Origin of the sequence: Laribacter hongkongensis DSM 14985 (genome assembly GCF_000423285.1) — a bacterium.
Taxonomy (GTDB): Bacteria; Pseudomonadota; Gammaproteobacteria; order Burkholderiales; family Aquaspirillaceae; genus Laribacter; species Laribacter hongkongensis.
The window spans coordinates 94,592-120,856 of sequence record NZ_AUHR01000011.1 but is presented as its reverse complement, the minus strand read 5'-3'; the positions used below and the strand labels follow the sequence as shown (position 1 = coordinate 120,856).

The following is a 26,265-nucleotide window of genomic DNA, read 5'->3' as shown; positions in this document are numbered from 1 at the left end:
CGATCGATCTGACCTGTCACTTCTTTGACCGTTTGATGAGGCGGCGTGTTGCGAAAGCAGCACGACGGCTCGACAGTTTATGCCTGGTGGCCATAGCGAGTGGGTCCCACCCCTTCCCATCCCGAACAGGACCGTGAAACCACTTAGCGCCGATGATAGTACGGATACCCGTGCGAAAGTAGGACACCGCCAGGCTCCCCATCAAGGCCCCCAGCACACGCTGGGGGCCTTTGCTTTGTCATGCCCGTCCTCGCGCGTACGCGTATACGACCGCCTGCATCGAGTCCGGGAACAGGCCGAACCTTTGCTCATCCTGACCAGCTTCTCTGCTGCATCCGCAGGACGGTTCCGCTCCGGGGCCTCTTTCCCCGGATGACCGGTTAGCCGGTCATTACCTCAACGTGGTTGCCTGTGCCGGAGGCACACAGCCGGGATCAACCTGTCCTGCGCCCAGCAGGGCGAAGCCACGGGCCGGACAGCTCTTCCCCCCGCATCCGGGTACCGGCAGGCGACTGGCTTGTGGACGCTCTTCGCGGATGTCAGGGCGGGTCAGGCTGGCCAGGGACGGCGTGAAAAACGCGATGCTGACCTGCTCCCCCTCCTGCAGATCACTCCTCCGGCGAAACAGCAGCCCGCTGCCCGGCGGCTCATCTATCCGGCCAACCCGAACCCCGAAAGTTCTTTTGCCAGACGCGCGGCATGGTTGTCGGTCAATCCGCCGACAAAATCGAGCACCTGCATGTAGCCTTGATAAGGCGTCGTGATGCCATGCCACGCCGGTTGCAATAGCTCCAGCTGCATTTTGTCTCGTCCGTCCAGACGCTCTGGCTGCAAGCAGGCTTTCCAGACTGCAGGTACGAAGGTATCCAGCAAGGTCGCCAGACAGGCATAAGTGGCAATCTCTTTGGCGAGCTTGCTCGGGTGGTGATAGACCCGCTGGGCCGCCAGTTTCTTGGCTGCACTCAATGTGCTCCGTATGGGTTCGGCACATACATCGATCAGGTCCTTGGCCGGGAACTCGCCTCGCAACAAGGCCGGTTCATATTGCAAAAACCGGCCTGCCAGCTCCTGCACGGCCAGACCGATGACCGTTCCCCGCAGCATGGCGCAACGCTGACCGATATCGCTGATCTGTCGTGCCCGGCTGATGTCGGCAAGCCCGGTGAGCAACTCTTCGAACTCGCTGCTGTCGATGATGCCGATTTCGACCGCGTCTTCCAGATCGAGAATGGCGTAACACAGATCATCCGCAGCCTCCATCAGGTAGACCAAGGGATGGCGGCTCCAGGTGTTTTCTCCGGTCTGGATCAGTCCCAGTTCCTGGGCAACCTGCCGGAAGTACGGCAGTTCGGAGCGGTAGACATTGAATTTGCCACGCACCGTGTCCACGTCCGAGGTCCACGGATATTTGGCCAAGGTGCCCAGCGATGCACACGTCAGCCGCATGCCCCCGCGCCCGGTATGCATTTCCAGTGTCGCTACCATGCGCAATCCGTGTGCATTGCCTTCGTAGGTCTGGATGTCCTGCCGCTCGGCAGGAGTCAGCGGAGCAAGAAACCGGCTATGGGCAGGGTCACGGAACCAGCGGCGCATGGCATCTTCGCCGGTGTGGCCGAACGGAGGGTTGCCAATGTCGTGTGCCAGGCAGGCGACCTGGACGACCGTGCCGATGTCAAACGGGGTGCTGCCACCGGGCAGACGGCCATGTGCCATCAACCCGGCACCAACCTGGTTGCCAAGACTGCGCCCGACCGATGCCACCTCGATGCTGTGGGTCAGGCGATTGTGGGTGTGGTCGTGCTGGGCCAGCGGGTGAACCTGGGTCTTGCGTCCCAGTCGCCGGAATGCACTGGAAAAAACCACGCGGTCATGGTCGACGTGGAATTCGCTGCGCAAGGTATTGTCAGGTGCCAGCTGGGGACCGCCGGCATCACAGACCACTCCGTTATCCAGCTTCAGGCGGCGGCGCGAGAGGAGTGATGACCAGCACATGCAGTCAGTCATAACAGGCATCCATGAGCAGAACGTCTGGCCATGATGCCGGCTTTGGCAAAGTGCAGGCAAAAAAAGAGCGTTGCAGCAAGGGGAACTGCAACGCTCGAAACGCCGTTCAAACTGGAGAAACCAGACATCTGTGAATTCAGCTTAGGCGATATTTTCCGGAAGTCGAGCCCGATCAGTCTGGATGGCCGTCATTGTCATGAGCGGGGCAGCGTGACACCTACCTGCCCCATGTATTTGCCGCCACGGTCGCGGTACGAGACTTCGCAGACCTCGTCGCTTTCAAAGAACAGCACCTGGGCCACGCCTTCGTTGGCGTAAATCTTGGCGGGCAGCGGTGTGGTGTTGGAAAACTCCAGCGTCACATAGCCTTCCCATTCCGGCTCGAACGGCGTGACATTGACGACGATGCCGCAGCGGGCATAGGTGGATTTGCCCAGACAGACGGTCAGCACATTGCGGGGAATGCGGAAGTATTCCACCGTGCGGGCCAGTGCAAACGAATTGGGCGGAATGATGCAGTACTCACCCTTGACGTCGACGAAGCATTTTTCGTCGAAATTCTTCGGGTCGACCATGGTCGAATTGATATTGGTGAATACCTTGAATTCATCGGCGCAGCGAATGTCGTAGCCATAGCTGGAGGTGCCGAACGAGATGACCTTTTCACCGTTGACCTGACGCACCAGATCCGGCTCGAAGGGGCTGATCATGTCGTACTCTGCCGCCATCCGGCGAATCCACTTGTCCGATTTGATGCTCATTGTGGCAGTCCTGATTCAAAAATGACCGCGATTCTACACGCTTTGCCCGGGGCTGGCCGCAGCCAAGCACCTGTTTCACCAGTGCATTTGCCCCGGTTATGCCGCAGCGTTTCCGGTGGCTGTCCGGAGCGGGTCTTAAAGAGCCGTTTCTTGGCCGGCACGCGGATGCAAGAATCGGCTGGTATGCATTAGTCGCAAATGATAATGTCGAAAAATTCCTAATGCATACAAAAGGGGCTGGAGAGGATGCGTCTGTTGTCCTTGTCTGTCGCCATTGCGGTACTGGTCCTGCTGGCGTGCGGAGTGGGCGTGGCCAATATCGTCGCAAGCCGGGAGCAGATTCATGCCGAATCCGCGCGCGAGCTGACCATGGTGTCACGCGTGGTGGCCAGTCATCTGGGCCAGGTGCTCGACAACGCCCGGCTGGCCCTGCTCAGTGTACGCGACGATCCCGGCCTGCAATCCGACCAGCCGCTGCATCCCTCGGCCGAACTTGACCGCTTGCTGCAAACAGTCCAGGGGGCGGCAGCCCTCTCGACCTTCGTGCTTTCCAACCCGGACGGCGACATCATTGCCGCCTCATCCAGCGACCCGACATTCAGGCGCGTCCGGCTCGCAGACCGGGATTACTTCCGCTACCACCTGCCCCGGCGTGACCAGCAGTTTTATGTCGGCTTGCCGGTGATCAGCCGGGCCACCGGCAAACGCATCATCCCGGTCAGCATCGCCATCCGCGACCGCGAGGGCAACCTGCGGGCAGTGCTGTCAGCCTCGATCCTCAGCAACTATCTGGAACGCTATTACGCCGAACTTGCCGGCGCGCACCGCTACGCCATTTCCGTCATGCAGCGTGAAGACGGCCTGCTGCTGGCCCGTTATCCACAGCCGCATGCCGCCAGTGACAACCCGCTTGGACGCTATCCGCTGCCGGCCAGCATGATCGAAGGTGGCGTCAGCTACCAGCGTTCTCCTTACGACGGAACCGAACGCCAGGTGGTTACCCAACCGCTGACCATGCTGCCGTGGGTGGTGGCCGTTTCGGTGGACGAATCCGAGCTGACCGAAGCTTGGCTGCTGTCGGTATGGCGCACCGGCAGCCTGACCCTCGCCTTTTGTCTGGTAGCCGTCGCCCTCGGCTGGGTGATCCGGCGCCAGATGCTGGCCCTGAGCCGGCAGGCCGCGCACATGCAGTACGATGCCAATCACGATAGCGTGACCGGGCTGGCCAACCGCCGGGCCTTGCTGGCAGCCATTGACGCACAGGTGCGCCACGAGCCGGAATGGATGGCGCTGGTCCTGATCGACCTCGATTTTTTCAAGCGCATCAATGACAGCTGGGGACACGAAGCCGGCGACGAGCTGCTGCGTGAAACCGGCCGTCGCCTGCAAGCGGTTGCTGACGCTTCGCATCAGGTCTACCGGCTGGGAGGAGACGAATTTGTCGTGCTGGTACGCGGCGGGCCGCTTGCCGGCGCCGAGCTGGCCCGGCAGACCCAGACCCTGCTGGCCCGGCTGGGTGAACCCTACGAATTGCAGCACGGTACGGTGATGCTGTCGGCCAGTGCCGGGATCAGCTGTTTTCCCGAGCATGCCGACCATGCCGGTGACCTGCTGCGGCTGGCCGATGCCGCCATGTACCACGCCAAACGGCAAGGGCGGAACGGTCATGTGTTTTTTGACCGTTCCATGGCGCAGGAGGCCGACGAAACCCTGCTGGTCGATACTGCCCTGCGCCAGGCCATTCCGCGCCACGAACTGCGGCTGCTCTACCAGCCGGTGGTCGACGCCAACAACGGACACCTGGGCAAGGTCGAGGCGCTCCTGCGCTGGAAACACCCGGAATACGGCGCCATCTCGCCGGCCCGCTTCATTCCGGTGGCCGAAGAAAGCGGCTACATCGCCGTGCTGGGGGACTGGGTGCTGGGCGAAGCCTGCCGCCAGGCGCGCATCTGGCTGGATGCCGGCTGTCCGTGCCGGGTTGCCGTCAACCTCTCCGCCCGCGAAATCCTCGAACCGAATTTCATCAAGCGCCTGCAAGGCCACTTGCTGGCCAGCGGCCTGCCGCCGCAGTGGCTGGAGCTCGAGCTCACCGAACGGGCCCTGTACGACGGTAATGGCGCCGCCGAACGGCTGGCCGACCTGCGTGATCTGGGCGTCTCGCTGGCGATCGACGATTTCGGTACCGGCTACTCCTCGCTGAGTTACCTGTGCCGTTATCCGGTCCAGGTGCTGAAAATCGACCGCTCGTTCGTCTGCCAGCTCGACGATCCGGCCAACCTGGCCATCGTGCGTTCCATCATCGCGCTGGGGCACAGCCTGGCACTGGAAATTGTCGCCGAAGGTGTGGAAACCTCGTTGCAGGCCAACCAGCTGCGGGCGCTGGGCTGCACTTCCCTGCAAGGCTTTTTCTTTGCCAGACCGCAAACGGCGACCGAGCTGGTGCGCTGGCGCAACCCGGTCACGGCCTGATTCCCGACTTTTGCTATCCTTGCGTCCCTTGTAAACCGGGACGAGCAGGAAGCCGACATGAATGTATTGCTGATCATCATGGCCTGTCTGGCCGGCATGGCCGCCGGAGTCGCCGTGGCCTGGCTGTGGTGGCGCGGACAGTGGGCCCGGCGGGAAAGCGCCTGGCAGACCAGCCTTGCACAGCAGGAAGAACGCCAGCGCACCGCCCAGGAGCGGCTGTCCGAACAGCAGGCTGCACTGGCGCAGGCCGAGGCGCGCCAGTCAGCGTGGCTGGCACAACTGGACGCCCTGCGCAGTGAACGGGCGCAACTGCTGGAGCGGGCTGCGCGCCTGCCCGAGCTGGAAGCCGCCCTGCAACACAGCCGTGGCCAGCAGGAAGCGGCGCAGCAGCTGGTTGCCGAACTGCGGGCACAGTGCGCACAGGCCGAAACCCGCCTGCAGGCCGAAGTCGCCCAGGGCGAAGAAAAACTGGCCCTGCTGCGCGAAGCACGCGAGCAGCTGTCCGTACAGTTCCGCAATGTCGCCAACGAACTGCTGGAAGAAAAATCCCGCCGCTTTGTCGAGCAGAACCGCGAAAGCCTCGGCGCCGTGCTCGAACCCCTGCGCGAACGGCTGGGCGAATTCACCCGCAAGGTGGAAAGCAGTTACGCCCAGGAAGCCAAGGAGCGTTTTTCCCTGCAACAGGAAGTGCTGCGTCTGGCAGAACTCAACCGCAAGATCAGCGACGACGCTGTCAACCTGACCCGCGCCCTCAAGGGCAGCAACAAGCAGCAGGGCAACTGGGGCGAAGTGGTACTGGAAAGCGTGCTCGAATCCTCCGGCCTGCGCCGCGGGCAGGAATACGAAGTGCAGACGAGCTTCACCCGTGAAGACGGCCAGCGCCACCAGCCCGACGTGGTGGTGCACCTGCCGGAAGGGCGCGACATCGTCATCGACAGCAAGGTGACGCTGACAGCTTACAGCCGCTACGTCGAAGCCGAGGAGGACGCCGCGCGGCAACTGGCGCTGCGCCAGCACCTCGATGCCGTGCGTGCCCACGTAAAGGGTTTGTCGGCCAAGCGTTACGACACGCTGTATGACCTGCGTTCACTGGATTTCGTGCTGCTGTTCATCCCGGTCGAGCCGGCCTTCATGCTGGCCGTCACCGAAGACCGCGAGTTGTTTGCCGATGCCTATGCCCGCAATGTGCTGCTGGTCAGCCCGTCCACCCTGCTGGCCACCCTGCGCACCATCGCCAACCTGTGGCGGCAGGCGCAGCAGTCGCACAACGCGCAGGAAATCGCCCGCCAGGCCGGTGCGCTGTACGACAAGTTTGTCGGCTTCATCGGGGATCTGGACGACATCGGCCGCCATCTCACGCAAACCCGCCAGGCTTTCGACGGTGCCTGCAACAAGCTTTCCAGCGGTCGCGGCAACCTGGTGCGCCAGACCGAGCGCCTGCGTGAACTGGGCGTGAAGCCGGGCAAGAGCATTCCCGCCGGCTGGAAGGAAAAGGCCGGAGCCGATGACGCCGACACACCGGTGCTGCCGGAGGGCCACGCCTGATTGCCGGTTATGCCAATTGGGGATTTCCCTGATGCAGGCATGATGGATATCGGTAATGTTTATTGCCATAATCGGTTTCACGCCCGGCATGGCAGGGGTTTGGCTCCGCCATGCGGCAGCAGGTGAACCACCGGGCCCACCTGCAACCGGAATCATGGCTTGCAAGGAGAACAGCCGCATGTACCAAGATCGCATCCGTATGCCGTCACTGCTCAACCGTGTCATGAGTGCGGATGAAGCCGCCGGCCTGATCCAGGATGGCATGGTTGTCGGGATGAGCGGCTTTACCCGCGCCGGCGATGCCAAGGACATTCCGGTGGCACTGGCCCACCGGGCACAGCAGCAGCCGCTCAAGATCACCCTGATCACCGGCGCGTCGCTCGGACACGATTCGGACAAGATCCTGGTCGAAGCCGGCGTGCTGGCGCGGCGGATGCCGTTCCAGGTCGATACCACCCTGCGGGCGGCCATCAACCGCGGCGAAGTGATGTTTACCGACCAGCACCTGTCGGAAACGGTGGAGTTCCTGCGCGCCGGCCAGTACGGCGACCTCGACGTGGCCGTGCTGGAAGCGGTGGCGATCACCGAAGACGGCGGCATCGTGCCGAGTTCGTCGGTGGGCAATTCGGCCAGTTTTGCCATCCTCGCCAAAAAGATCATCATCGAGCTCAACCTGGCGCAGCCGGCGGAATTCGAAGGTCTGCACGACATCTGGATTCCGCACCGGCGCCCCGAGCGCGAGCCGCTGCCGCTGACGCGCGTCAGCGACCGCATTGGCTCGGCCACCGTGCACGTGCCACCGGAAAAGATCGCCGCCATCGTCATCACCCGCACGCCGGACAGCCCGTCCAACGCGCAGGCACCGGATGCGGAAACGCAGCAGATCGCCAACCACCTGATCGAATTCTTCAAGCACGAAGTCCGGCGCGGCCGCATGCCGGATCCGCTGCCGCCGATCCAGTCCGGCATCGGCACCATTGCCAATGCCGTGCTGACCGGCTTCCTGCATGCGCCGTTCGAGCACCTGACCATGTACTCGGAAGTGTTGCAGGATTCCACCTTCGAACTGATCGATGCCGGCAAGATGGACTTTGCCTCGGCCTCGTCGATCACCGTGTCCAAAGCCATGCAGGAGCAGGTGTTCGGCCATCTGGAGCGCTACCGCGACAAGCTGGTGCTGCGGCCGCAGGAGGTCAGCAACCACCCCGAAGTCATCCGCCGGCTGGGGCTGATCGCGCTGAATACAGCACTGGAAGCCGACATCTACGGCAATGTCAATTCCACCCACGTCCGCGGCTCGCACATGATGAACGGCATCGGCGGCTCGGGTGACTTTGCCCGCAATGCCTTCATGGCCATTTTCGCCACCAAGTCGGTGGCCAAGGACGGCAGGATTTCCAGCATCGTGCCGATGGTGCCGCACGTCGACCACAACGAGCATGACGTCGACATCCTCGTGACCGAGCAGGGTCTGGCCGACCTGCGTGGCCTGGCACCGCGCGAGCGCGCCCTGGCCGTCATCGAGAACTGCGCCCATCCGTCCTACCGGCCGCTGCTGCGCGACTACTACAACGATGCGCTCAAGTACGGCGGCCATACGCCGCTGGCACTGGAACGGGCATTCGAGATGCACATCCGCCTGCGCGACACCGGCTCCATGCTGCCGGCCTGACCGGCCGCGTTTGCCGCCTGCCTCCTGACCGGCTCCGGCCTGGCTCCGCTGCCGGCCGGCAGCTATACCTGCAAGATGCCTTGCCGGGAGGTTGGTGTGCATGCCGTCCTGACTGAAATCCTGCTGTTGCTGGCGGCAGCGGTGTTTGCCGTGCCACTGTTCCGCCGTTTCGGACTGGGAGCAGTGCTGGGCTACCTGTTTGCCGGCGTGCTGATCGGTCCGTCGTTCACCGGCCTGATTTCCGACGTGACCCGCATCCAGTCGCTGTCGGAACTGGGCGTGGTGCTGCTGCTGTTCGTGATCGGTCTGGAACTGCAACCGTCGCGCCTGTGGGTGTTGCGCCGGCCGGTGTTCGGTCTGGGCAGCCTGCAAGTCGTTGCGTGCAGCCTGCTGTTTGGCGGCCTTGCTGCCATGCTGGGCCTGCACTGGCAGGCGGCACTGGTGGTGGGTGTGGCGCTGTCGCTGTCATCCACCGCCGTGGTGTTGCAGGTCATGTCGGAACGGCGCGAGCTCACCACCCGGCACGGACGCGATGCCTTTGCGGTCCTGCTGTTCCAGGATCTGGCTGCCATTCCGGTGCTGTCGTTGCTGCCGGCGCTGGCCGGCCGGGCCGAGGGCATGGACTGGCTGTCGGCCCTGCGCATCCTCGGACTGCTGGTGGCGTTCTTGCTGGCCGGCCGCTGGGGCTTGCGGCCCCTGCTGGGCTGGGTGGCACGTTCCGGCAACAGTGAAGTGTTCACTGCCATGGCGCTGCTGCTGGTGGTCGGAGCCGCCGTGCTGGCCGAACAGGCCGGGCTGACCATGTCGCTGGGGGCCTTCCTGGCCGGCGTGCTGTTGTCCGGCTCGGCTTATCGCCATGCACTGGAAGCCGACATCACGCCGTTCAAGGGCATCCTGCTCGGGCTCTTTTTCATGGCCGTGGGCATGGGAGCCAATTTCAGCCTGCTGCTGGCGCATCCCGGATGGATGCTGGGCGGATTGCTGGCCTGGCTGGTGCTCAAGACCGGACTGTTGCTGGCGCTGGGCTGGATCGCCGGCCAGCGCGACGGCGAGCTGTGGCGCTTTGCCGCGCTGATGGCCGTGGGTGGAGAGTTTGCTTTCGTGATGCTGGCGCAGGCGCGCAGCCTGTCGCTGCTGCCGGCCATGCTGGCGGATTCGCTGGTGGTGCTGATCACCCTGAGCATGATGCTGTCGCCCCTGATGCTGTGGCTGCTCGACCGCTGGCTGGCCCGCCGGCGGCCGGTGGCCGCACCGGTGGACCCGGCCCCGCCGCCGCCGGCACCGGTGCTGATCATCGGCTTTGGCCGTTTTGGCCAGATCGTGGCCCGGCTGCTGCGCGCACACGGCATCCGTTTTACCGCCATCGACATTGACCCGGCACGCATCGAGTTTGTCGGCCGCTTCGGCATTCGTGTGTACTTTGGTGACGCGCGCCAGACCGCCCTGCTGCAAACCGCCGGCATGGCCGAGGCGCAGCTGGTGGTGCTGGCCGTCGGTGACGTGGCGCGCTCGCTGGAAATCGCCCGGGTGTTGCGCGAAGCCTATCCGGACCGCAAAGTGCTGGCGCGTGCGCGCAACCGCCAGCATGTGTACCAGCTCTGGCAGCTCGGCATCCGCCAGGTCTGGCGCGAGACCTTTGATTCGGCGCTGTCGATGGGGCGGGCAGCGCTGGAAGCCACCGGGCTGACGGCCGCCCGTGCGCGGCGCGATGCGCGGATCTTTCGCCAGCGTGACGAGGCGCTGCTGGTCGAGCAGGCCGAGATCTACCTGAACGAGCCGGAACTGGTGCAGTCGATGCAGCACGCCATGAACGAATTGCGCACCCTGTTCGAGCGGCAGGACGAGGCGGATGCAGCCGGCGGCCCGCCTCCGGCTGCACCTGCGGCCGAGCCGCCGCTCAGGCCGGATCGCTGACCGCGTCCAGCAGGGCTTCGATGCTGTGGTAAGTCAGGCCGCTGTGGGAGCTCAGGCCGATCTGGCAGGTGCGGCTCATCGACACGCCGGCCTGGCAGCCAGCCGGCAGGGCCGGCGGCAGGCGCCTGAGGCTGTTGGTGTTGAGCTCGGGCAGCACGAAACCCTTGTCGCCGGCAAAGCCGCAGCAGGCGATGTCGGGCTCGGTGAGCGTACGGCAGCAGCGCTGCGCCAGCGCACGCAAGGCATCGCCGCAGCCGAGCGAGGTGGCACTGCACGGCACATGCAGGGCCAGTGAATCCAGCGGGCGAACGAAATCGATCCGGGGTGCGACAAAGCGGTGCAGGAAGCTCGCGGCGTCAAAGAGTTGCAGGCGGGCATCGACCAGCCCTTCGGCCTGGGCGCGGATCAGGCGCAAGGCACAGGGGCCGTTGTCGAGATACACCGGAATGCGCCCGTTGTCAGACGCCTTGAGCAGGGCGGCATTGGTGTCCTGCGTGGCATGACGGGCCGCGGCATTGGCGTTCATGGAGTCAAACGGCTGGCCGCAGCACAGCTGGTTGAGCGCGTCGGGATAGATGGCGCGGAACCCGGCCTTGCGGAACAGGTTGAGCGTCGAAGCCGCCACGCTGGCGCCGGTGTCGCCCTCGGCCAGCGTGCGATTGACGCAACTGACGAAATACACCACCGGCTCGCCTGCCGTGGCGGGGGCCGGCAGCGGGGCAGCGGCGCGCGGGGTGGCGGCAGGCACCACCGGAATCTGCTTCAGCAGCCGGTTGGCGCGCTGGTTCAGTCGCGCCGTGGTGTCCTCGCCCAGCACGCTGCGGGCGGCGGCCAGTGCGGACAGCCCCAGCCGGGCGCTGCCGGTGACGGTATCCATGTGGCCGGCGGCCCAGTCGGCCAGCTGCGGATGGGCGGCTGGCCCCTTGAGCTGCTTCATCAGGGTACCGGTATTGATGCCGACCGGGCAGCGGGTGGCGCACATGCCGGTGGCGGCACAGGTGTCGATGCCGAGATACGGATACTCCGCCTCGAATGCCGCCAGCCGTTCGGCTTCGGTGCCCCGGCGGCGCAGGTCCTGCATGGCGCGCCACAGCACGATGCGCTGGCGCGGGGTGAGCGACAGGCCGTTGCTCGGGCAGGCCGGTTCGCAAAAGCCGCATTCGATACAGCGGTCGACCAGCGGATCGGCCGCCGGCATGGCCTTGAGGTGACTGAGGTGCACCGCCGGATTGTCGGTGATGATCACGTCCGGGTTGAGCAGGCCCGCCGGATCGAACAGTTTCTTGAGCGCCACCATGATGGCGTAGGCCTCGTCGCCCCATTCCAGCCGGACAAACGGCGCCACATTGCGACCGGTACCGTGTTCGGCCTTGAGCGAGCCGCCGAATTCGACCGCAACCAGCTGGCTGACTGCATCCATGAAGTCGCTGTAGCGTTGTACCTCGGCGCTGCTGTCAAAGCCCGGCGTGAACACGAAGTGCAGGTTGCCTTCCAGTGCGTGGCCGAAGATCAGGGCTTCGGTGTAGCCGAAGCGGTCGAAGAGGGCGGTCAGGCGGCGCACGCCCTCGGCCAGATGCTCGACCGGAAAGGCTACGTCCTCGATCACCACCGTGGTACCGACCGGGCGCACCGCTCCCACGGCCGGAAACAGTCCCTTGCGCACCGCCCAGTAGGTATCGATGGTGGCGGCGTCGGTGGAAAAGCCGCTTTCGGCCGCCGGGGCAAAGCCGGCCAGCAGCGCGTTGATGGCGCGGCACTGCTCGTCCAGCCGGGCGGAATCCGGTGCCCGGGTGTCGATCAGCAGGGCGGCAGCACCGTCCGGGATGTCTCCGTACAGGAATGCCGGCAGGCCTGACTTGTCCTGCACGGCGCGGATGCCACGGGCATCGATCAGCTCGACGGCTTCGACCGGTGCCGATTCGCGCAAGGCGGTGACGGCACGGCAGCAGGCATCCAGATCGTTGAACAGGGTCAGTGAACTGGCCTTGTGCGGATAGTCCGGCACGGTGGCGTAGGTGATGCTGCTGATAAAGCCGAGGGTGCCTTCCGAGCCGATCATCAGGTGGGCCAGCATGTCCACCGGGTCGGTAAAGTCGAGCAGCGCATTGATGCCGTAACCGGTGGTGTTTTTCAGGCGGTATTTGTGACGCACCCGTTCCGCGAGTGCCGGGTTTTCACGCAGGCGGGCCGCCAGCCCGGCCAGTCCGTCCAGCAGGCTGGCGTGCGAGCTGCGGAAAGCGGCAACCGAACCGGTATCGGCCGTGTCCAGCACCGTGCCGTCAACCAGCATGACCCGGATGGCTGCCAGCGTGTGGTAACTGTTCTGCCGGGTGCCGCAGCACATGCCACTGGCGTTGTTGGCCGCCATGCCGCCGATGCGGGCGGTGTTGATCGAGGCCGGGTCCGGGCCGATCTTGCGGCCCAGCGGCGCCAGTGCGGCATTGGCGTGGGCACCGATCACGCCCGGTTGCAGGCGGATGCGGTCACCGTGCTCCTGCACCTCCAGTCCGTTCCAGTCCTCGCCCAGCCGGACCAGTACCGAATCGGTGACCGACTGGCCGGACAGCGAGGTGCCGGCGGCGCGAAAGGTGACGGCCACGCCGTGCTGGCGGGCCGCCGCCAGGATCCGGCGCACGTCGTCCTCGTGACGGGCCTCGATCACGATCTGCGGGATCAGCCGGTAAAAGCTGGCGTCGGTGCCGTAGGCCAGCGTGCGGGTCGGGTCGGTGGCCAGCCGGTCGGCTGGCAGCTGGGCGCTGAGCGTGTCGAAAAACGCCTGGTGGACAGGGGACAGCATGACGGTCTTTCAGGAACGGGGTTGCCGGCGGGCGATGAGTTCGGCCAGCCGGTGCGGAGCCGGCTGCAACGGGGTGCGGTGACGGGTCCAGCCACCTTGGCGGGCGGGCGTCAGGCGGCGCAGGCGGGTGGCTAGCCAGCCGAACAGGCGGTAGCGGCCCGGATGGGCATAAACCAGGCACCAGACGCGCCAGGCCAGCGTTTCGCGCCAGTCGCGGCCGGCGCCCTGGCCGCGCAGCGGATGCGGCACGTCGTCGTCGGGATCGCGCTGGGCTTCGGTGCGCAGGCGCACCAGCAGGTCGGGAATCGGAATCCGCACCGGGCAGACTTCGCTGCACGCACCGCACAGGCTGGAGGCGGTCGGCAGGCTGGCGGTGGCGGCCAGCCCCTGCAGGTGCGGCGACACGATTTCGCCGATCGGCCCCGGATAGACCGTGCCGTAGGCGTGGCCACCGATGCGGGTGTAGACCGGGCAATGGTTCATGCAGGCGCCGCAGCGGATGCATTGCAGGGTCTGGCGCAACTGCTCGTCGGCGTAGGCTTGCGAGCGGCCGTTGTCGAGCAGCACCAGATGGACTTCTTCGGGGCCATCCTTTTCGCCGGGCCGGCGCGGGCCGGAGACCAGGTTGAGGTAGGTGGTGACCGGCTGGCCGGTGGCCGAGCGCGTGAGCAGGGTGTAGAGCGGTGGCACGTCGGTGAGTTTTTCCACCACCTTTTCAATGCCGGTGATGGCGATGTGCACCGGCGGAATGGTGGTGCACATGCGGCCGTTGCCTTCGTTCTCGACGAGGCACAGGGTGCCGGTTTCGGCCACGGCAAAATTGACGCCCGACAGGCCGATGTCTGCGGCCTGGTAGCGGTCGCGCAGGGCATCGCGGCCGATCCGGATCAGCTCGTCCACGTCTTCGGTATAGGGCGCGCCGGGGACGTGCTGGTGAAACAGTCCGGCAATGTCGGCCTTGGTCTTGTGGATGGCCGGCATGATGATGTGGCTGGGCGTTTCGCCGGCGAGCTGAACGATGAATTCGCCCATGTCGCTTTCCACCGCCTCGATGCCCTGCCCGGCCAGATAGTGGTTGAGCCCGGTTTCCTCGCTCACCATCGACTTGCCTTTCACCACCAGCTGCCCGTGCCGGCGGGCGATGATGCCGTGGATCAGGGCATTGGCCTCGGCCGGGGTGTCGGCCCAGTGCACCTGGATGCCGTTGCGGGTCAGGCTGGCTTCCAGCGTTTCCAGCAGTTCGGGCAGCCTCGCCAGACAGCGCTGGCGGATGGCCTGTCCGAGCGTACGCAGGCGGTCGAGTTCGGCAGCATCGGGGAACTGCGCCGCCCGCTTCATCATCAGGAAATCCATGGCGCCACGGAACGACTGGCGCAGCGCCGGATCGTTGACGGCATCGCGGGCGCGGTCGTCGAAGCCGGCAGACGGATAGACGGTGATCGGCTGCGGGTTGCTCATGCCACTGCCTCCATGGCAGCTACGGTCAGGTCGTCGGGCAGCATGGCCAGGATGACCAGCTCGCGCGGGCCGTGGGCGCCGTAGGCCAGTGTCTGCTGGATGTCGGCAGTCTTGGACGGCCCGGACACCAGCAGCGCATTGGTCGGCAGGCCGTCGGCCCAGTCCTGCCCGGTGATGATGTCGTACAGCGTGGGGTAAAGCTCCTGCGTGTCCCACAGCACGAAGTGGACCGGTGGCACCAGGCTCATGCTGCGTGGCTCGTCGGCATCCGGCCACAACACCAGGCTGCCGGTATCGGCGATGCCGGCGCGGGCCAGCGTCAGGCTGGCGTCGACCGTACGGAACAGCTCGGCTTTCCAGCGCTCTAGCGGCAGGTCGAAGCCGAGTACCTGCGGCGGGCTTTCAAGCCGGGCCAGCGCGGCGAGGGTGCGGGCACCGTGGGCGGTCTGGCGGGCCAGCAACAGGCGCCGGACCTGGCGGGATCGCAGCTGCTGCAACAGCGCGTCTTCCCAGTCGTGGGCGTGGCACCAGACCACCTGTCCCTGGTAACTTTTCATGCTGCGTGCCCACTGGGCGAGCTGTTGCGGCAGCCCGGCCGGCGGACTGGCGGCATAAAAGCCGGCAATGTCCGGCTCGGGCAGGGGCGGACGCGGTGCAGCGCGCAAGCGGGCGAGGATGCGGTCGCGGGTGTTCATGGGCGGCCCTGGCTGCGTTCCAGCAGGAAAGTGGCAAGATGCTTGCCGGGCAGACGCTGGTGGTCGTGGGCCAGCTTGCCGTTGAGGTTCATCAGGCAGCCGGCGTCTGCCGTCACGAATTCGGTGGCGCCACTGGCGAGCAGGGCGGCGGTCTTGTCGTCGGCCATGGCGCCGGAAATGTCCGGGTGCTTGACGGAAAACACGCCGCCGAAACCACAGCATTCCGGCTCGTGATCGTGGACGACACGGGTGACGTGTGCCAATTGGTCTACCAGTTGCCAGCTGGTCAGGTGCGTGCCCATTTCGCGGCGTGCGCTGCACGAGGTATGTACGGCCACGCGGGCGGGAGCGCCCTGGTCCGGTCGCTGCCAGTGCAGGACGTTGACCAGAAAGTCGCTGAATTCGATGACCCGGGCGGCAACGGCGGCGGCGCGACCGGCGTCACGGTCGCCCTCGAACAGCTGCGGCCAGTGGTGCTTCATCATGCCGGCGCACGAACCCGACGGCACCACGATCGGCCACAGTTCGGGAAACAGCGCGAGCTGGGCCCGCGCCACTTCGCGGGCTTCGTCAGGGTGGCCGCTGCTGTAGGCCGGCTGGCCGCAACAGCTTTGCTCCGGCGGGTAATGCACGGCTACGCCTTCGCGCTCGATCAGCGTGACGGCATCCAGCCCGGCTTCGGGCAGGAACAGGTCGAGCAGGCAGGTGCCGAACAGGTAGACCGCGCTGGGGCGGCTGGCGGGAGCGGGCATGCTGTTCTCCGGTTTGGCTAATTGGTCAGGCCAATTTTCATGACATTGGCGAAAATCTAAAGGGATGGCAGAAGAGTCGTCAATTGTTGATAGTCCACGCGGGCCTTTTCTGTGGCGTGCGTGTCGCGGTCATCTGCCGGAACAGGTATGTCATGGGCATCTCTGGGCCAGACTGGAGTAACATCACCGCCGGCCCGCTTGCGGGCTGTACCGTTTGTTCTTCGTGGCCTGCCAACCCTGTGGATACCATGACTTACCAGCCTGTCCGTGTACCGCGTCTTGCCGACGCCATCGTCAAGGAGCTGGAAGCCATCATTCTTGATGGCGTGCTCAAGCCCGGCGACCGCCTGCCGCCCGAACGCCAGCTGTCCGAGCAGCTGGGCGTGTCACGTGCTTCGCTGCGCGAGGCGATCAAGCAGATGGCGGCGCGCGGATTGCTGGAAAGCCGCCAGGGAGGTGGCACGTTCGTGACCAACCGGCTGGATCGCACCTTTGCCGGGCCGTGGCAGGAAATGCTGGCGCAGCATCCGAACCTGCGCGAAGACGTGCTGGAATTCCGCCGCATGATGGAAGGCCAGGTCGCTGCCCTGGCAGCCGTGCGGGCCACCGAGGCCGACCGGGCCCGCCTGGTCCGGCTGTATGACGAACTGGAGTCAGCCTGTCAGGGCGATGACCTTGCCCGCCAGTCGCGGGCTGACGTGGCGTTTCACCTTGGCATTGCCGACGCCGCCCACAATGCCATGCTGGCACACCTGATGGCCGGGTTGCTCGACATGCTGGCCAGCAACATCCATGAAAACGTTGCCAACCTGTTCCACCATGCCCAGCCGGTTGCCGGACAGTTGCTGGCCCAGCACCGGGCGATCCAGGAGGCGGTGTTGGCCGGCCGACCGGACGAGGCGCGACAGGCCGCCGAAGGGCATATCCATTTTATCCATTCCACGCTGACCTCCTGGCGTGACGAGGCCCGCCGTATCGAGCGCGCCAGCCGGCGGCTGGCCGTCGACGACATGACAGGTTGACCGGTATCAGACTGGATTTCCGTTGCAAGTGGTTTCATGCTGGTTGAGTCACGCGAGCCGCGGGAGGCCGTCATGCAGTTTCACCGTTTGCAGTGCCGACAGGACAATGTGCAGGTATTGGGCGACTTGCCGCAGCCGGGACAGCCCTTGCCCGGTTTCATGCTGGTCGACAGCCAGTTCAACGATGTGTCGCTGGCGGCTTTTGCCGGCCAGCCGGTGGCGGTGATGACCGTCCTGTCGCTGGAGCTGGAAGACAGCCGGCGCCTGGCCCACCGGTTTGCCGAGCGGCCATGGCCGCCACAGGTCTGCCGGCTGCTGGTCAGCTCCGACCTGCCGCTGGCGCAGTCGCGGCACTTGCAGGAAATGGGTCTGAGCAGTCTGGTTCCGCTTTCGACCCTGCGCGGGCGCGATTTCCACCCGACCTGGGGGGTACTGGTGATCGAGCACCCGTTTGCCGGGCTGACGGCTCCGGCCCTGGTGCTGGCCGATGCCGGTCACCGGGTCTGGCATGCCGAGCGCCTGTGGGAAACCGAGGGTGACTTTGACTGGGATGCCCTGAGCGAATGGCCGCGTGAACTGGCCTGAAGGGCCGGTGACACCTGCCGGAAAGACCGGTGCCTGGCGAGGCTGTCCTGCCCGGAATGATGGTTGCAAACCATCGTCTGGCCGGGAAACCGGCGGGCTTGTCCTTGCCGTTTTCTTCCCTGCTTCCTTGCCGGTCGTGACCATGCTGTCACGTTGGCTGCCTGTCGCAGAGTAGAGGGCATGACCGGTGTGGCGCATGCCAGAGAGGATTGATGGTGCAAAAAAACCGCGCCGGTCGGGCGCGGTTGCAGGAGTGGGCCGGCGGGCCTCACTCGGTTTTGGGCTCGCGAGCAAGCAGGCTGGTGACCACGGCATCGGGCGAGGCGTGCTCGAACAGCATGGCGTGTACGGCCCGGGTGATCGGCATGTCGACACCGTGGCGCTCGGCCAGTGCAGCCACCTCGCGGGTGGTGGGTACGCCTTCGGCCACGTGGCCCAGTTCGGCCAGGATGGTGTCGAGATGCTTGCCCTGTGCCAGAAGCAGGCCGACCGTCCGGTTGCGCGACAGTTCGCCGGTGCAGGTCAGCACCAGGTCTCCCAGTCCGGCCAGCCCCATCAGGGTGGACGGCCGGGCACCGAAGGCCTCTGCCAGCCGGCTGACCTCGGCCAGGCCGCGGGTGATCAGTGCCGCGCGGGCGTTGTTGCCGTAGCCCAGTCCGTCGCTGACGCCGGTAGCGATGGCCATGACGTTTTTCACGGCCGCACCGACTTCGACGCCGGTCAGGTCATCGTTGGCGTACAGCCGCAGGCGCGGGGCGTGCAGCCTGGCCACCGTGGCCTGGGCAAACGCTAGGTCGGTCGAGGCGATGGTGACGGCAGCCGGCAGGTCGCGCGCCACTTCGCGGGCAAAGCTCGGACCGGACAGGACGCCGACCGGCACGTCAGCCGGCCACAGTTCGGCGACCACTTCGTGCGGCAGGCGGCCGCTGCCGGCCTCAAAGCCCTTGCAGGCCCACAGGATCGGCGGCGTATGACCAGCGTCGCGCATGGCGGTCAGCGTGGCCCGCAGCCCGGCGATCGGCGTGGCGACAATCACCAGTTCCGCCTTTGCTAGTGCGGTGCCGAGGTCGGCCGTGACGGCCAGCCCTTCGGGGAACGGGCACTCTTTCAGGTAACGCTGGTTGACACGGGCAGCGGCCATGTTGGCGCACTGCGCCGGATTGCGCGCCCACATCACCACCGGCTGGTGGCGGGCAAAGGCGATGGCCAGTGCCGTACCCCAGGCGCCGGCGCCCAATACCGCGAGCTTGTGATCTGCCATGACTACAGTCCCCACAAGGCTGCCAGCGGCAGGTAGCCGCCGCTGCCGTCGGCATGCCGCACCTTGGCCCAGCCCGATTTGGGCGGTTCGACCAGGTCCAGCACGACATCACGGGCAGCATGGAACGATACCGGTGCCCCGGTGTCCGGCGCGGTACGCACGCTGGCGTCGGCGGCGGTGACGATGACCGTGCGCTGCGGCGACAGCCGGGCGTAATCCACCCAGGCAATGCCGCCGGTCGCATCACGCACCCGGGCCCAGTTGCCCTGGCGGGCCAGTACTTCCACCGGATAGGCGCGGCTGACGACAAAGAGCTTTTTGCCCTGGCCGCCCGGCGCGTCGTACAGCAGGGTGCCGGTTTCCTTGACCGACCGGAATTCCAGTGCCTGGGCGCTGGCCGCAGCCAGTGCCAGACACGCCAGCAGGACGAGCTTAGTGGGTTTCATTGCTCGGATTGGCTGCAGCCTGGGCACGCTGCTGGGCGTACAGGGCGTCAAAGTTGATCGGAGCCAGCAGGACCGGCGGGAAACCGGCACGGTTGACCACGTCGGACACGGTTTCGCGCAGGTACGGGAACAGGATGTTCGGGCAGGCCACGCCGAGGATCGGGTCGATTTCGGCTTCCGGCAGGTTGCGGATCTGGAAGATGCCGGCCTGGGCGGCTTCGATCAGGAAGTTCACCTGGTCGCCCAGCTTGGCAGTGATGGTGACCGTCACGCTGGCCTCGTAGATGCCGTCTTCGAGCAGCTGGGCGCCGGTACCGAGCTGCATGTCGATTTCCGGTTGTTCGCGGCCGAGGAACACCTGCGGGGCGTGCGGGATTTCGAGGGACAGATCCTTGACGTAGATCTTTTCGATCGAGAAGACGGGCTGCTGGTCCTGTTGCTCACTCATGATGGACTTTCGGTGCAAAAGAGGTCAGAAAACGAAAACGCGGGCAATCTTCGCAGAAAGCCCGCGATGGCGCCACGCCGGGCCGGCATCAGCCGGCCAGCAGGGCATCAAGCTTGCCGGCGCGGTCGAGGGCGGCCAGATCGTCGTAACCGCCGACGTGGGTGTCACCGACATAAATCTGCGGCACGGTCCGGCGACCGGTCCGCTCCATCATGCGCTGGCGCTCGTCCGGGTCGAGGTCGACGCGGATTTTTGTCAGGTCGGTCACGCCCTTGCTGGCCAGCAGGCGCTCGGCCATCTGGCAGTAGGGACAGAACGCGGTGGTATAGAGGGTGACGGGGTTCATGGTCGGTTGGCCTGGATCAGGGTCGGGGAAAAGGCATCTGCAAGCGATGCCGTGCTCATCATTGTAGCCCGGCCGCGTCGTGGCCTGCGGCCTCGAGCTGCGGATACAGCCCTTCGAGCACCTGGTCGAGCTGGGCATTGCTGATGCCGGCGCGGTTGGCAATCAGCACCACCGCCCAGCGCCGGCCTCCGGCGTCCAGATAACCGGCCAGTGCCCGTACGTCGTTGAGGGTACCGGTCTTGAAGCGGGCCTGTTCGGCCAGCGCCGGCAGGCGCCGCTTCAGCGTGCCCTCACCCCCGGGGCGCGGCAGCAGGCTGGCAAACTCGGCCCAGAAAGGCGTAGCCTGGGCTGCCCGCAGCATTTCCCCGAGTCCGGCTGCGGTGACGCGCTCATGCCGCGACAGGCCGGCGCCGTTTTCGAAGGCAAAGCCCTGCGTGTCGATGCCGTGGCGGGCCAGCGAGGCACGCACGGCACTGGCGGCATCGCGGGCGGTATCACCGCTTTGCGGATTGGCCGCACCCAGTGTCAGGAACACCTGGCGGGCCATGACGTTGTTGCTGTAACGGTTGAGGTCGGTCAGCACCTGCGACAGCGGCGGCGAATCATGCCGGGCCAGTTCGCGGGCGCCGGCCGGGGTGCTTCCGCTGGCGGCGGCGGGCTGGCCCTGTCCGCCGGCAGCCTGCCAGGCGGCGGCGAAGGCTTCGCTCTGGAAACGGGCGTGGTCAAATACCGGTACGTACAGGTGGCTGCCATCGCAGCTTTCCGGCAGGCGGCCGCTCAGCCTGACCTCCTGGCCACGCACGGTCTGGCTGACCAGCCGGGCGGCAGACGGGCACTCGCGTCCGCTGTCGTCGCGTTGCAGCCGGTTGTCGATCTGCAGGCCGGGCAGGGCCGGGGCCGGACGGACGGCCCAGCCGGACGGCGTGGCAAGCAGGGTCAGCTCGACGGTCTTGAACTGGGTCAGCAGGGCGTCGGGCCCGACCTGATAGCTGCGGCCTTCGTCGGGATCGAGTTCGCTGGAGCTGCCCAGCGTGCGGAAGACCTGTCCGTCCAGCAGCAGCCGGCCGTCGATCTGTCCGATGCCGCGGGCGCGGATGGTACGGGCCATGTCGGCCAGCGCGTCACGGTCAAAAGCCGGGTCGCCGCTGCCCTGCCAGTAAAGGTCGCCGGTCAGGTGGCCGTCGCGGATGGCGGCCGGGCTGAGCCAGCGGGTGCGCCAGCGGTAATCCGGCCCCAGAAGGTCAAGGGCGGCAAAGCTGGTGACCAGCTTCATGGTCGAGGCCGGATTGACGGCCACGTTGGCCCGGTGGCTGAGCCACGGTGCACCGCCCTCCACCGGCGCGATCCAGACAGAGAGGTCGCGCGCAGAGAGGCCCGGTACGCCGGGCAGGGCCGGTGCTGCCACCGCCCATCCGGCCGGGCCGAGCAGGCCCGCAACGAGGACCGCTGCGCTCAGCCAGCTGTGAGACTTGTCACTGATATGTTTGAATTTCATTTTTTACTAATAAATTGAATTGATTAGGGCCGCCCTGTATCAGCTAGAAACGCGACATGCAGAGGGGGCAATGCTGGTGTCCGGCCGGGCTTGCCACCAGAATCCGTCCCTTGATAAACACCCGAACGCCGACTCCTGGCATTTGACATGGCTGCGACGCTCACCCGCTGGTATCCCGAAAACCTCGACTTCTGGCTCACACGAGGCCGCTTTGTGGCGCGCCGCAACTTGGCCTGCTCGGTCTTTGCCCTGCACCTGAACTTCAACATCTGGATGATGTGGAGCGTGGTGGTGGTCAACCTGCCGGCGGTGGGTTTCCAGCTGTCGACCGACCAGCGCTTCTGGCTGGTGGCGATTCCGCCGCTGGTGGGGGCTGTCATGCGCATCCTCTATTCGATGGCGTGGTCGTGGATCGGCGGGGCCAACTGGCTGGCCCTGTCGACGCTGGTCCTGCTGGTGCCGGCGCTGGGCGTGGGCTGGTCGGTACAGGATATTGCCACACCTTACTGGGTGTTGTTCCTGATGGCCGGCCTGTGCGGGATCGGCGGCGGCGCTTCGGCTTCGCATCTGGCCAATATCAGCTTCTTTTTCCCGGCGGCCAAAAAGGGCGGTGCACTGGGGCTGAATGCCGGCATCGGCAACCTGGGCGTCTCGGTGGCGCAGCTGGTGATTCCCATCGCCATCACCCTGCCGCTGTTCGGCAGCCTGGGCGGAGCGCCGCAGGTGTGGGGACGCGGTGACGAGGTGCGGCTGGTGTGGTTGCAGAATGCCGGCTTTGTCTGGGTGCCGATGATCCTGCTGGCGGCGTGGGCGGCGTGGCGCTTTGGCAACAACGTGGCCAGTGCGCGCATTTCTCCGAAAGAGCAGCTCAAGGCGCTGCGCGTGCCGCATACCTGGCGGGTGTGCATGCTCTACATGGGCAGCTACGGCACGTTCCTCGGCTTTGCCGCCGCGTTTCCGCTGCTGGTGAGTGCCATGTTCCCGCTGGAGGATGCATCGGGTTACCTGTTTGTCGGTCCGATGCTGGCCGCGCTGGCGCGCCCCCTGGGCGGCTGGCTGTCCGACCGCATTTCCGGCGGCGTGGTTACCTGCCTGGCCTACCTGGTGATGGCGCTGGCGCTGGCGGCGTTGCCGCTCAGCTTTCCGTCCGGCGGCAACGGCGGCATCTATCCCCTCTTCGTGGCGCTGGCGCTGGTCCTGTTCACCGCTGCCGGCTTTGGCAACGGTTCGTCCTACCAGATGTCGCCGAAGATCTTTCTGGTCGAAGCCGGCCGGGCGGCACGCCGTACCGGCCAGCCGGTGACCGAGGTCTACGCCGGCGCGTCGCGCCTGGGCGCGGCGGCGATGAACGTGTCGTCGGTGATGGCGGCGTTCGGCGGCTTTTTCATTCCCAAGAGCTTCAGCTGGTCGCTGGACCTGACCGGCGGCTTTACCGCTGCCATCGGCGTGTTCCTGCTGTTCTACGTGATGGCCATTGTGGTGTGCGCGCGTCACTATGCGCTGCCGCACGCGCCGGTGCGCGTATAGCGCTGCCGGCTGACGGCAGCCTGCCAGGAGCCGGCCTGACCGTGCAGGATCAGTGAACCGGCGGGCAGCGGGCTGCCCGGAGCCGGATCAGCGGGTCCGGAAAAAGCGGGTGGCGGCGTGCAGCTGGCCGGCCACTTGGTCCAGCGCCTGCACGTCGCCGGTCAGCTCCTGCAGGGTGAGCCGGGTGGTTTCGCTTTGCCGGCCGGATTGCTCCACTTGTTGCGCCACGCTGCGGGTGGTGTCGTTCTGCCGGTTCAGCGCGTCGGCCATGGTGGCGACTGAAGCCGTGGCCTGCTCGACGATGCGGCTGATGTCCCGGATGGCGCGGCCGGCCGCGCTGGCCTTGTCTACGCCCCGGCTGACGCTGCGGATGGCGTCGTCCATGGTGCCGAGCACGTCGGCGTTGGAGCGTTCCATTTCGCCCATGGTGGTGCTGATGACATCGGTGGCTTCACGGGTGCGCTGCGCCAGATGGCGGACTTCGTCGGCGACCACGGCAAAGCCGCGTCCGGTTTCACCTGCCCGTGCGGCTTCGATGGCGGCGTTCAGTGCCAGCAGGTTGGTCTGGTCGGCAATGTCCTTGATGACCTGCACCACGCCCATGGCACGCTCCGAGCGCTGGCGCAGGGTTTCGACATTCTGGTGGACCCGGGCGATGGCGGTGTCGATCCGTGTCATTTCTTCGGCGGCGGCTTGTGCCACGTCCCGTCCCTGTACGGCAATCAGCCCGGAATCGTTCATCAGCCGGCGCACGTTTTCGGCGTCGGTGCTGAGCTGGCCGATGCCGGCGCTGATGGCCTGGACGTTGCTGGTCATGTCGCGGGCGGCACGGGTCTGGGCTTCGGCCGTGTCATCCAGTGACCGGGCCTTGCCGGCCACGCCCTGGGCGGTGCCGGAAAGTTCGCCGGCGGCACTGATGACGTGGTCGAGGGCTTCGACCAGCTGGCGGCGCATGGCTTCGGCTGCCTGCAGCATGGCATCCTGGCTGGCCAGCCGCTCATCAAGCGGTTGCGCCAGATTGCCTTCGCGGGCTTCGCGGGCAAACTGGGCCAGCCGGCTGCTGGCCTTGAGCTGGCGCTCGATCTGGATGGCGATGACGGCCAGGGCGGCTGTTTCCACCACCACATAGGCCGCGTGGACCAGTACGCGGGCAAGGTCGGGGCCGCTCGGGAACAGTTGCAGGCGCGGCAGTCCGGCCTGGGCTGCGTAGTTGAAACCCAGATGGTGGACGGCAATGACGGCGGCGGCGAACAGCAGCACGCGCCAGTCGAAATACACCAGCAGCAGGCCGAGCAGGACAAAGATGGCGAAGTGCGCCTCGATGGCACCACCGGACAGGAAGATCGACAGGGCCGACAGCAGCATGGCAGCTGCGCCGGTGGCCAGCCGGGTGACAAGGGCTCCGGGTTCGCGCCAGACCAGCAGGGCGGGCATGGCCAGCAGGATGGCACCGCCAGTGATAGCGCTGGCCAGTTCGCCGGCCAGCCAGCCCTGGATCAGGGTGATGCCCCAGAAGGCGGTCAGGACCAGCAGCAGGAAACGGTCGGCGCGCCGGCGCAGCTGGCCGGTGAGGGGCAGGGAGTCGAGAGGCATGGATTTATTTCCGGACAACGGAGGAACACAGGGTCAGGCGGGTGGCCGATCTGGCCTCGGCCCACCAGAGGCCGGCGAGACTGAAAGCCAGCCACAGGGCCAGAAGGCCGCTCCAGAGCCGCTGACGGGCCGGTCTGCTCATGTCAAATGGGTAGTAAGTGCATGGTGAGGGGTCGCACTTTATGAATGATGATGAGATATGGCAAATGCAAAATGCGCGGGATTTGTATCGATATGTTGCAGACAGGGTGCGGATCATGCGGCAAAGGGGCTCTGGCCGTGCCGGAGCGGTGGCCGGCGGGATGACCGGAAACCGGCTGCGGCTTTTGCCTGGCGGGGAGCTCGGGTAACCTTGGCGCATGCGAGATTCCCTGTTCGTTGCCATGGATGACCCTCACGCCGTATTGCCGCTGGCGCGCCATTTCGTGTCACGCTGGTTTGCCCTGATATGGCTGGGCGTGATCGTCGTCGTCAGCTTCTATCCGTATGACTTGCAGGGCAGCAACGAGCCGCTGCTGGATTTCCTGTTCTATCCGCTGCCCTACTACCAGCGCGACTTTGACAATCTGGTCAACGTGGTGGCGTACCTGCCCTACGGTTTTGCCCTGGCGCGGGTGCCGCACCGGCGCTGGCTGGGCTTTTTGTTCGGCTGCTGCGTGGCGGCCGGGACCAGTCTGGCAGTGGAAGTCACCCAGCATTTCTTTGCCGGACGCGTGTCGTCCAACCTCGACCTGCTCTACAACAGCGCCGGTGGCGTGCTGGGCGCGCTGCTGGCCACTTCGCCGCTGTTCCGCTGGCTGGGACGCTGGGGGCTGTCGCGGCGCTATCGCTGGTTCGTCAAGGATTCGAGTGCCGACTACGCGCTGATGCTGCTGGCCGTCTGGTTCCTGACCCAGATCAATCCGGCCATTCCGCTGTTTGGCGTGGTGACGCTGCCGCGTGGCCTGCCGCAGCCGTTTGCTTCGCCGCTGCACGATCCGGCACTGTTCCTGATGCTGGTGGAGGCAGGCGGAGCAATGCTGCACCTGCTGGCCCTGCTCTTGTTCCTGACCGGCTTTCTGACCAGCCGGCGCTACCAGGTGCGTTCGGTCCTGCTGTTCCTTGGCATCGCCTGGTTCGTCAAGGTGGTGGCCGCCGGCGTGCTGCTCAAGCCGATGGCGTTTTTCGAGTGGATGAATTTCCACGTGGCGCTGGGGCTGGTCAGCGGCCTGCTGCTGGCGTGGGCCGCCACCCGGTTGCGGCGTGGCTGGCAGCATTTCCTGGCGCTGCTGGCGCTGGCCGGCAGTGTCTGGCTGTCGTCGGTGTGGCCGCTGGAGGCGTCGCCGCGCGACGACATGGTGTTGTTCCGTTGGTCATACGGCCATTTGCGCAACCTCAATGCACTGGCCGAGTACGTGTCGGACCTGTGGCCGTGGGCGGCGATGGCCGTACTGCTGCTGTCGCTGTGGCGGATCATGCGCGCGGCGCGCTGACGG

General features: G+C 65.8%; 20 protein-coding genes and 1 rRNA gene. 9 read left to right on the top strand and 12 right to left on the bottom strand.

Going from position 1 to position 26,265, the window contains the following annotated elements; all coding sequences use genetic code 11:
• Nucleotides 1–82: 82 nt before the first annotated feature.
• Nucleotides 83–195 (top strand): 5S ribosomal RNA (gene rrf, locus G542_RS0110800).
• A 456-nt stretch (nt 196–651) separates the two neighbouring features.
• Here the strand turns inward: rrf and G542_RS0110795 are convergent.
• Both G542_RS0110795 and dcd read right to left on the bottom strand, forming a co-directional pair.
• The gene (locus tag G542_RS0110795; protein WP_012698297.1) at nt 652–2,004 is read right to left on the bottom strand and encodes a deoxyguanosinetriphosphate triphosphohydrolase; all 1,353 of its coding nucleotides are present in this window, start codon (nt 2,002–2,004) and stop codon (nt 652–654) included.
• Nucleotides 2,005–2,198: 194 nt separating this feature from the next.
• Complete coding sequence (gene dcd / locus G542_RS0110790) at nt 2,199–2,765, bottom strand: dCTP deaminase (protein WP_012698295.1); 567 nt, start codon at nt 2,763–2,765, stop codon at nt 2,199–2,201.
• Nucleotides 2,766–3,011: 246 nt separating this feature from the next.
• Here dcd and G542_RS17565 point away from each other — a divergent pair, with 246 nt between their 5' ends.
• From G542_RS17565 to G542_RS16675, 4 genes are all read left to right on the top strand, one after another.
• Complete coding sequence (locus G542_RS17565) at nt 3,012–5,234, top strand: putative bifunctional diguanylate cyclase/phosphodiesterase (RefSeq protein WP_051190024.1); 2,223 nt, start codon at nt 3,012–3,014, stop codon at nt 5,232–5,234.
• A gap of 57 nt (nt 5,235–5,291) precedes the next feature.
• Nucleotides 5,292–6,779, top strand: a complete 1,488-nt coding sequence (locus G542_RS0110780; protein WP_027824113.1) for a DNA recombination protein RmuC — start codon at nt 5,292–5,294, stop codon at nt 6,777–6,779.
• 178 nt (nt 6,780–6,957) lie between these two features.
• Complete coding sequence (gene scpC, locus G542_RS0110775; RefSeq protein ID WP_027824112.1) at nt 6,958–8,451, top strand: succinyl-CoA:acetate CoA-transferase ScpC; 1,494 nt, start codon at nt 6,958–6,960, stop codon at nt 8,449–8,451.
• 96 nt (nt 8,452–8,547) lie between these two features.
• Nucleotides 8,548–10,365, top strand: coding sequence for a monovalent cation:proton antiporter-2 (CPA2) family protein (locus tag G542_RS16675; RefSeq protein WP_211218817.1), 1,818 nt, complete (start codon nt 8,548–8,550; stop codon nt 10,363–10,365).
• On the opposite strand, the gene G542_RS0110765 is transcribed toward G542_RS16675, so the two are convergent.
• From G542_RS0110765 to G542_RS0110750, 4 genes are read right to left on the bottom strand one after another with little or no spacing between them, the layout of a single operon-like run.
• Nucleotides 10,349–13,162 (bottom strand): FAD-binding and (Fe-S)-binding domain-containing protein, encoded by a 2,814-nt coding sequence (locus G542_RS0110765; RefSeq protein ID WP_027824111.1) that lies wholly within the window; start codon nt 13,160–13,162, stop codon nt 10,349–10,351. The genes G542_RS16675 and G542_RS0110765 overlap by 17 nt on opposite strands.
• 9 nt (nt 13,163–13,171) lie before the next feature.
• Nucleotides 13,172–14,620, bottom strand: coding sequence for a LutB/LldF family L-lactate oxidation iron-sulfur protein (locus G542_RS0110760; RefSeq protein WP_027824110.1), 1,449 nt, complete (start codon nt 14,618–14,620; stop codon nt 13,172–13,174).
• The gene (locus G542_RS0110755; protein ID WP_027824109.1) at nt 14,617–15,315 is read right to left on the bottom strand and encodes a LutC/YkgG family protein; all 699 of its coding nucleotides are present in this window, start codon (nt 15,313–15,315) and stop codon (nt 14,617–14,619) included. The genes G542_RS0110760 and G542_RS0110755 overlap by 4 nt, the downstream gene beginning before the upstream one ends.
• Complete coding sequence (locus G542_RS0110750) at nt 15,312–16,067, bottom strand: (Fe-S)-binding protein (RefSeq protein WP_012698286.1); 756 nt, start codon at nt 16,065–16,067, stop codon at nt 15,312–15,314. Before G542_RS0110750 ends, G542_RS0110755 begins: the two co-directional genes overlap by 4 nt.
• A gap of 248 nt (nt 16,068–16,315) precedes the next feature.
• Between G542_RS0110750 and G542_RS0110745 the strand changes: the two genes are divergently transcribed.
• Complete coding sequence (locus tag G542_RS0110745; protein WP_012698285.1) at nt 16,316–17,089, top strand: FCD domain-containing protein; 774 nt, start codon at nt 16,316–16,318, stop codon at nt 17,087–17,089.
• A gap of 72 nt (nt 17,090–17,161) precedes the next feature.
• On the top strand, nt 17,162–17,674 hold the full coding sequence (locus G542_RS0110740; RefSeq protein ID WP_027824108.1) for a thioredoxin domain-containing protein: 513 nt from the start codon (nt 17,162–17,164) through the stop codon (nt 17,672–17,674).
• Between the two features lie 268 nt (nt 17,675–17,942).
• On the opposite strand, the gene G542_RS0110735 is transcribed toward G542_RS0110740, so the two are convergent.
• From G542_RS0110735 to dacB, 5 genes are all read right to left on the bottom strand, one after another.
• Nucleotides 17,943–18,935 carry an NAD(P)H-dependent glycerol-3-phosphate dehydrogenase gene (locus G542_RS0110735; protein WP_012698283.1) on the bottom strand — a complete coding sequence of 331 codons (993 nt, stop codon included), beginning with the start codon at nt 18,933–18,935 and terminating at the stop codon, nt 17,943–17,945.
• A gap of 2 nt (nt 18,936–18,937) precedes the next feature.
• Nucleotides 18,938–19,381 (bottom strand): SH3 domain-containing protein, encoded by a 444-nt coding sequence (locus tag G542_RS0110730; protein WP_027824107.1) that lies wholly within the window; start codon nt 19,379–19,381, stop codon nt 18,938–18,940.
• A complete protein-coding gene (gene secB / locus G542_RS0110725; protein ID WP_012698281.1) occupies nt 19,368–19,829 on the bottom strand; it encodes a protein-export chaperone SecB in 462 nt (153 codons plus the stop codon). The genes G542_RS0110730 and secB overlap by 14 nt, the downstream gene beginning before the upstream one ends.
• Nucleotides 19,830–19,917: 88 nt before the next feature.
• Nucleotides 19,918–20,175: a glutaredoxin 3 gene (gene grxC, locus G542_RS0110720; protein WP_012698280.1), complete on the bottom strand. Its 258-nt coding sequence runs from the start codon at nt 20,173–20,175 to the stop codon at nt 19,918–19,920.
• Between the two features lie 58 nt (nt 20,176–20,233).
• A complete protein-coding gene (gene dacB / locus G542_RS16670) occupies nt 20,234–21,670 on the bottom strand; it encodes a D-alanyl-D-alanine carboxypeptidase/D-alanyl-D-alanine endopeptidase (RefSeq protein WP_012698279.1) in 1,437 nt (478 codons plus the stop codon).
• 147 nt (nt 21,671–21,817) lie between these two features.
• On the opposite strand from dacB, the gene G542_RS0110710 reads away from it, so the two are divergent.
• Nucleotides 21,818–23,197: an MFS transporter gene (locus tag G542_RS0110710; RefSeq protein WP_027824106.1), complete on the top strand. Its 1,380-nt coding sequence runs from the start codon at nt 21,818–21,820 to the stop codon at nt 23,195–23,197.
• A gap of 87 nt (nt 23,198–23,284) precedes the next feature.
• Here the strand turns inward: G542_RS0110710 and G542_RS16665 are convergent, their stop codons facing one another.
• Complete coding sequence (locus tag G542_RS16665; RefSeq protein WP_051190021.1) at nt 23,285–24,790, bottom strand: methyl-accepting chemotaxis protein; 1,506 nt, start codon at nt 24,788–24,790, stop codon at nt 23,285–23,287.
• A gap of 359 nt (nt 24,791–25,149) precedes the next feature.
• On the opposite strand from G542_RS16665, the gene G542_RS0110695 reads away from it, so the two are divergent.
• The gene (locus tag G542_RS0110695) at nt 25,150–26,262 is read left to right on the top strand and encodes a VanZ family protein (protein WP_239857525.1); all 1,113 of its coding nucleotides are present in this window, start codon (nt 25,150–25,152) and stop codon (nt 26,260–26,262) included.
• Nucleotides 26,263–26,265 lie beyond the last annotated feature (3 nt).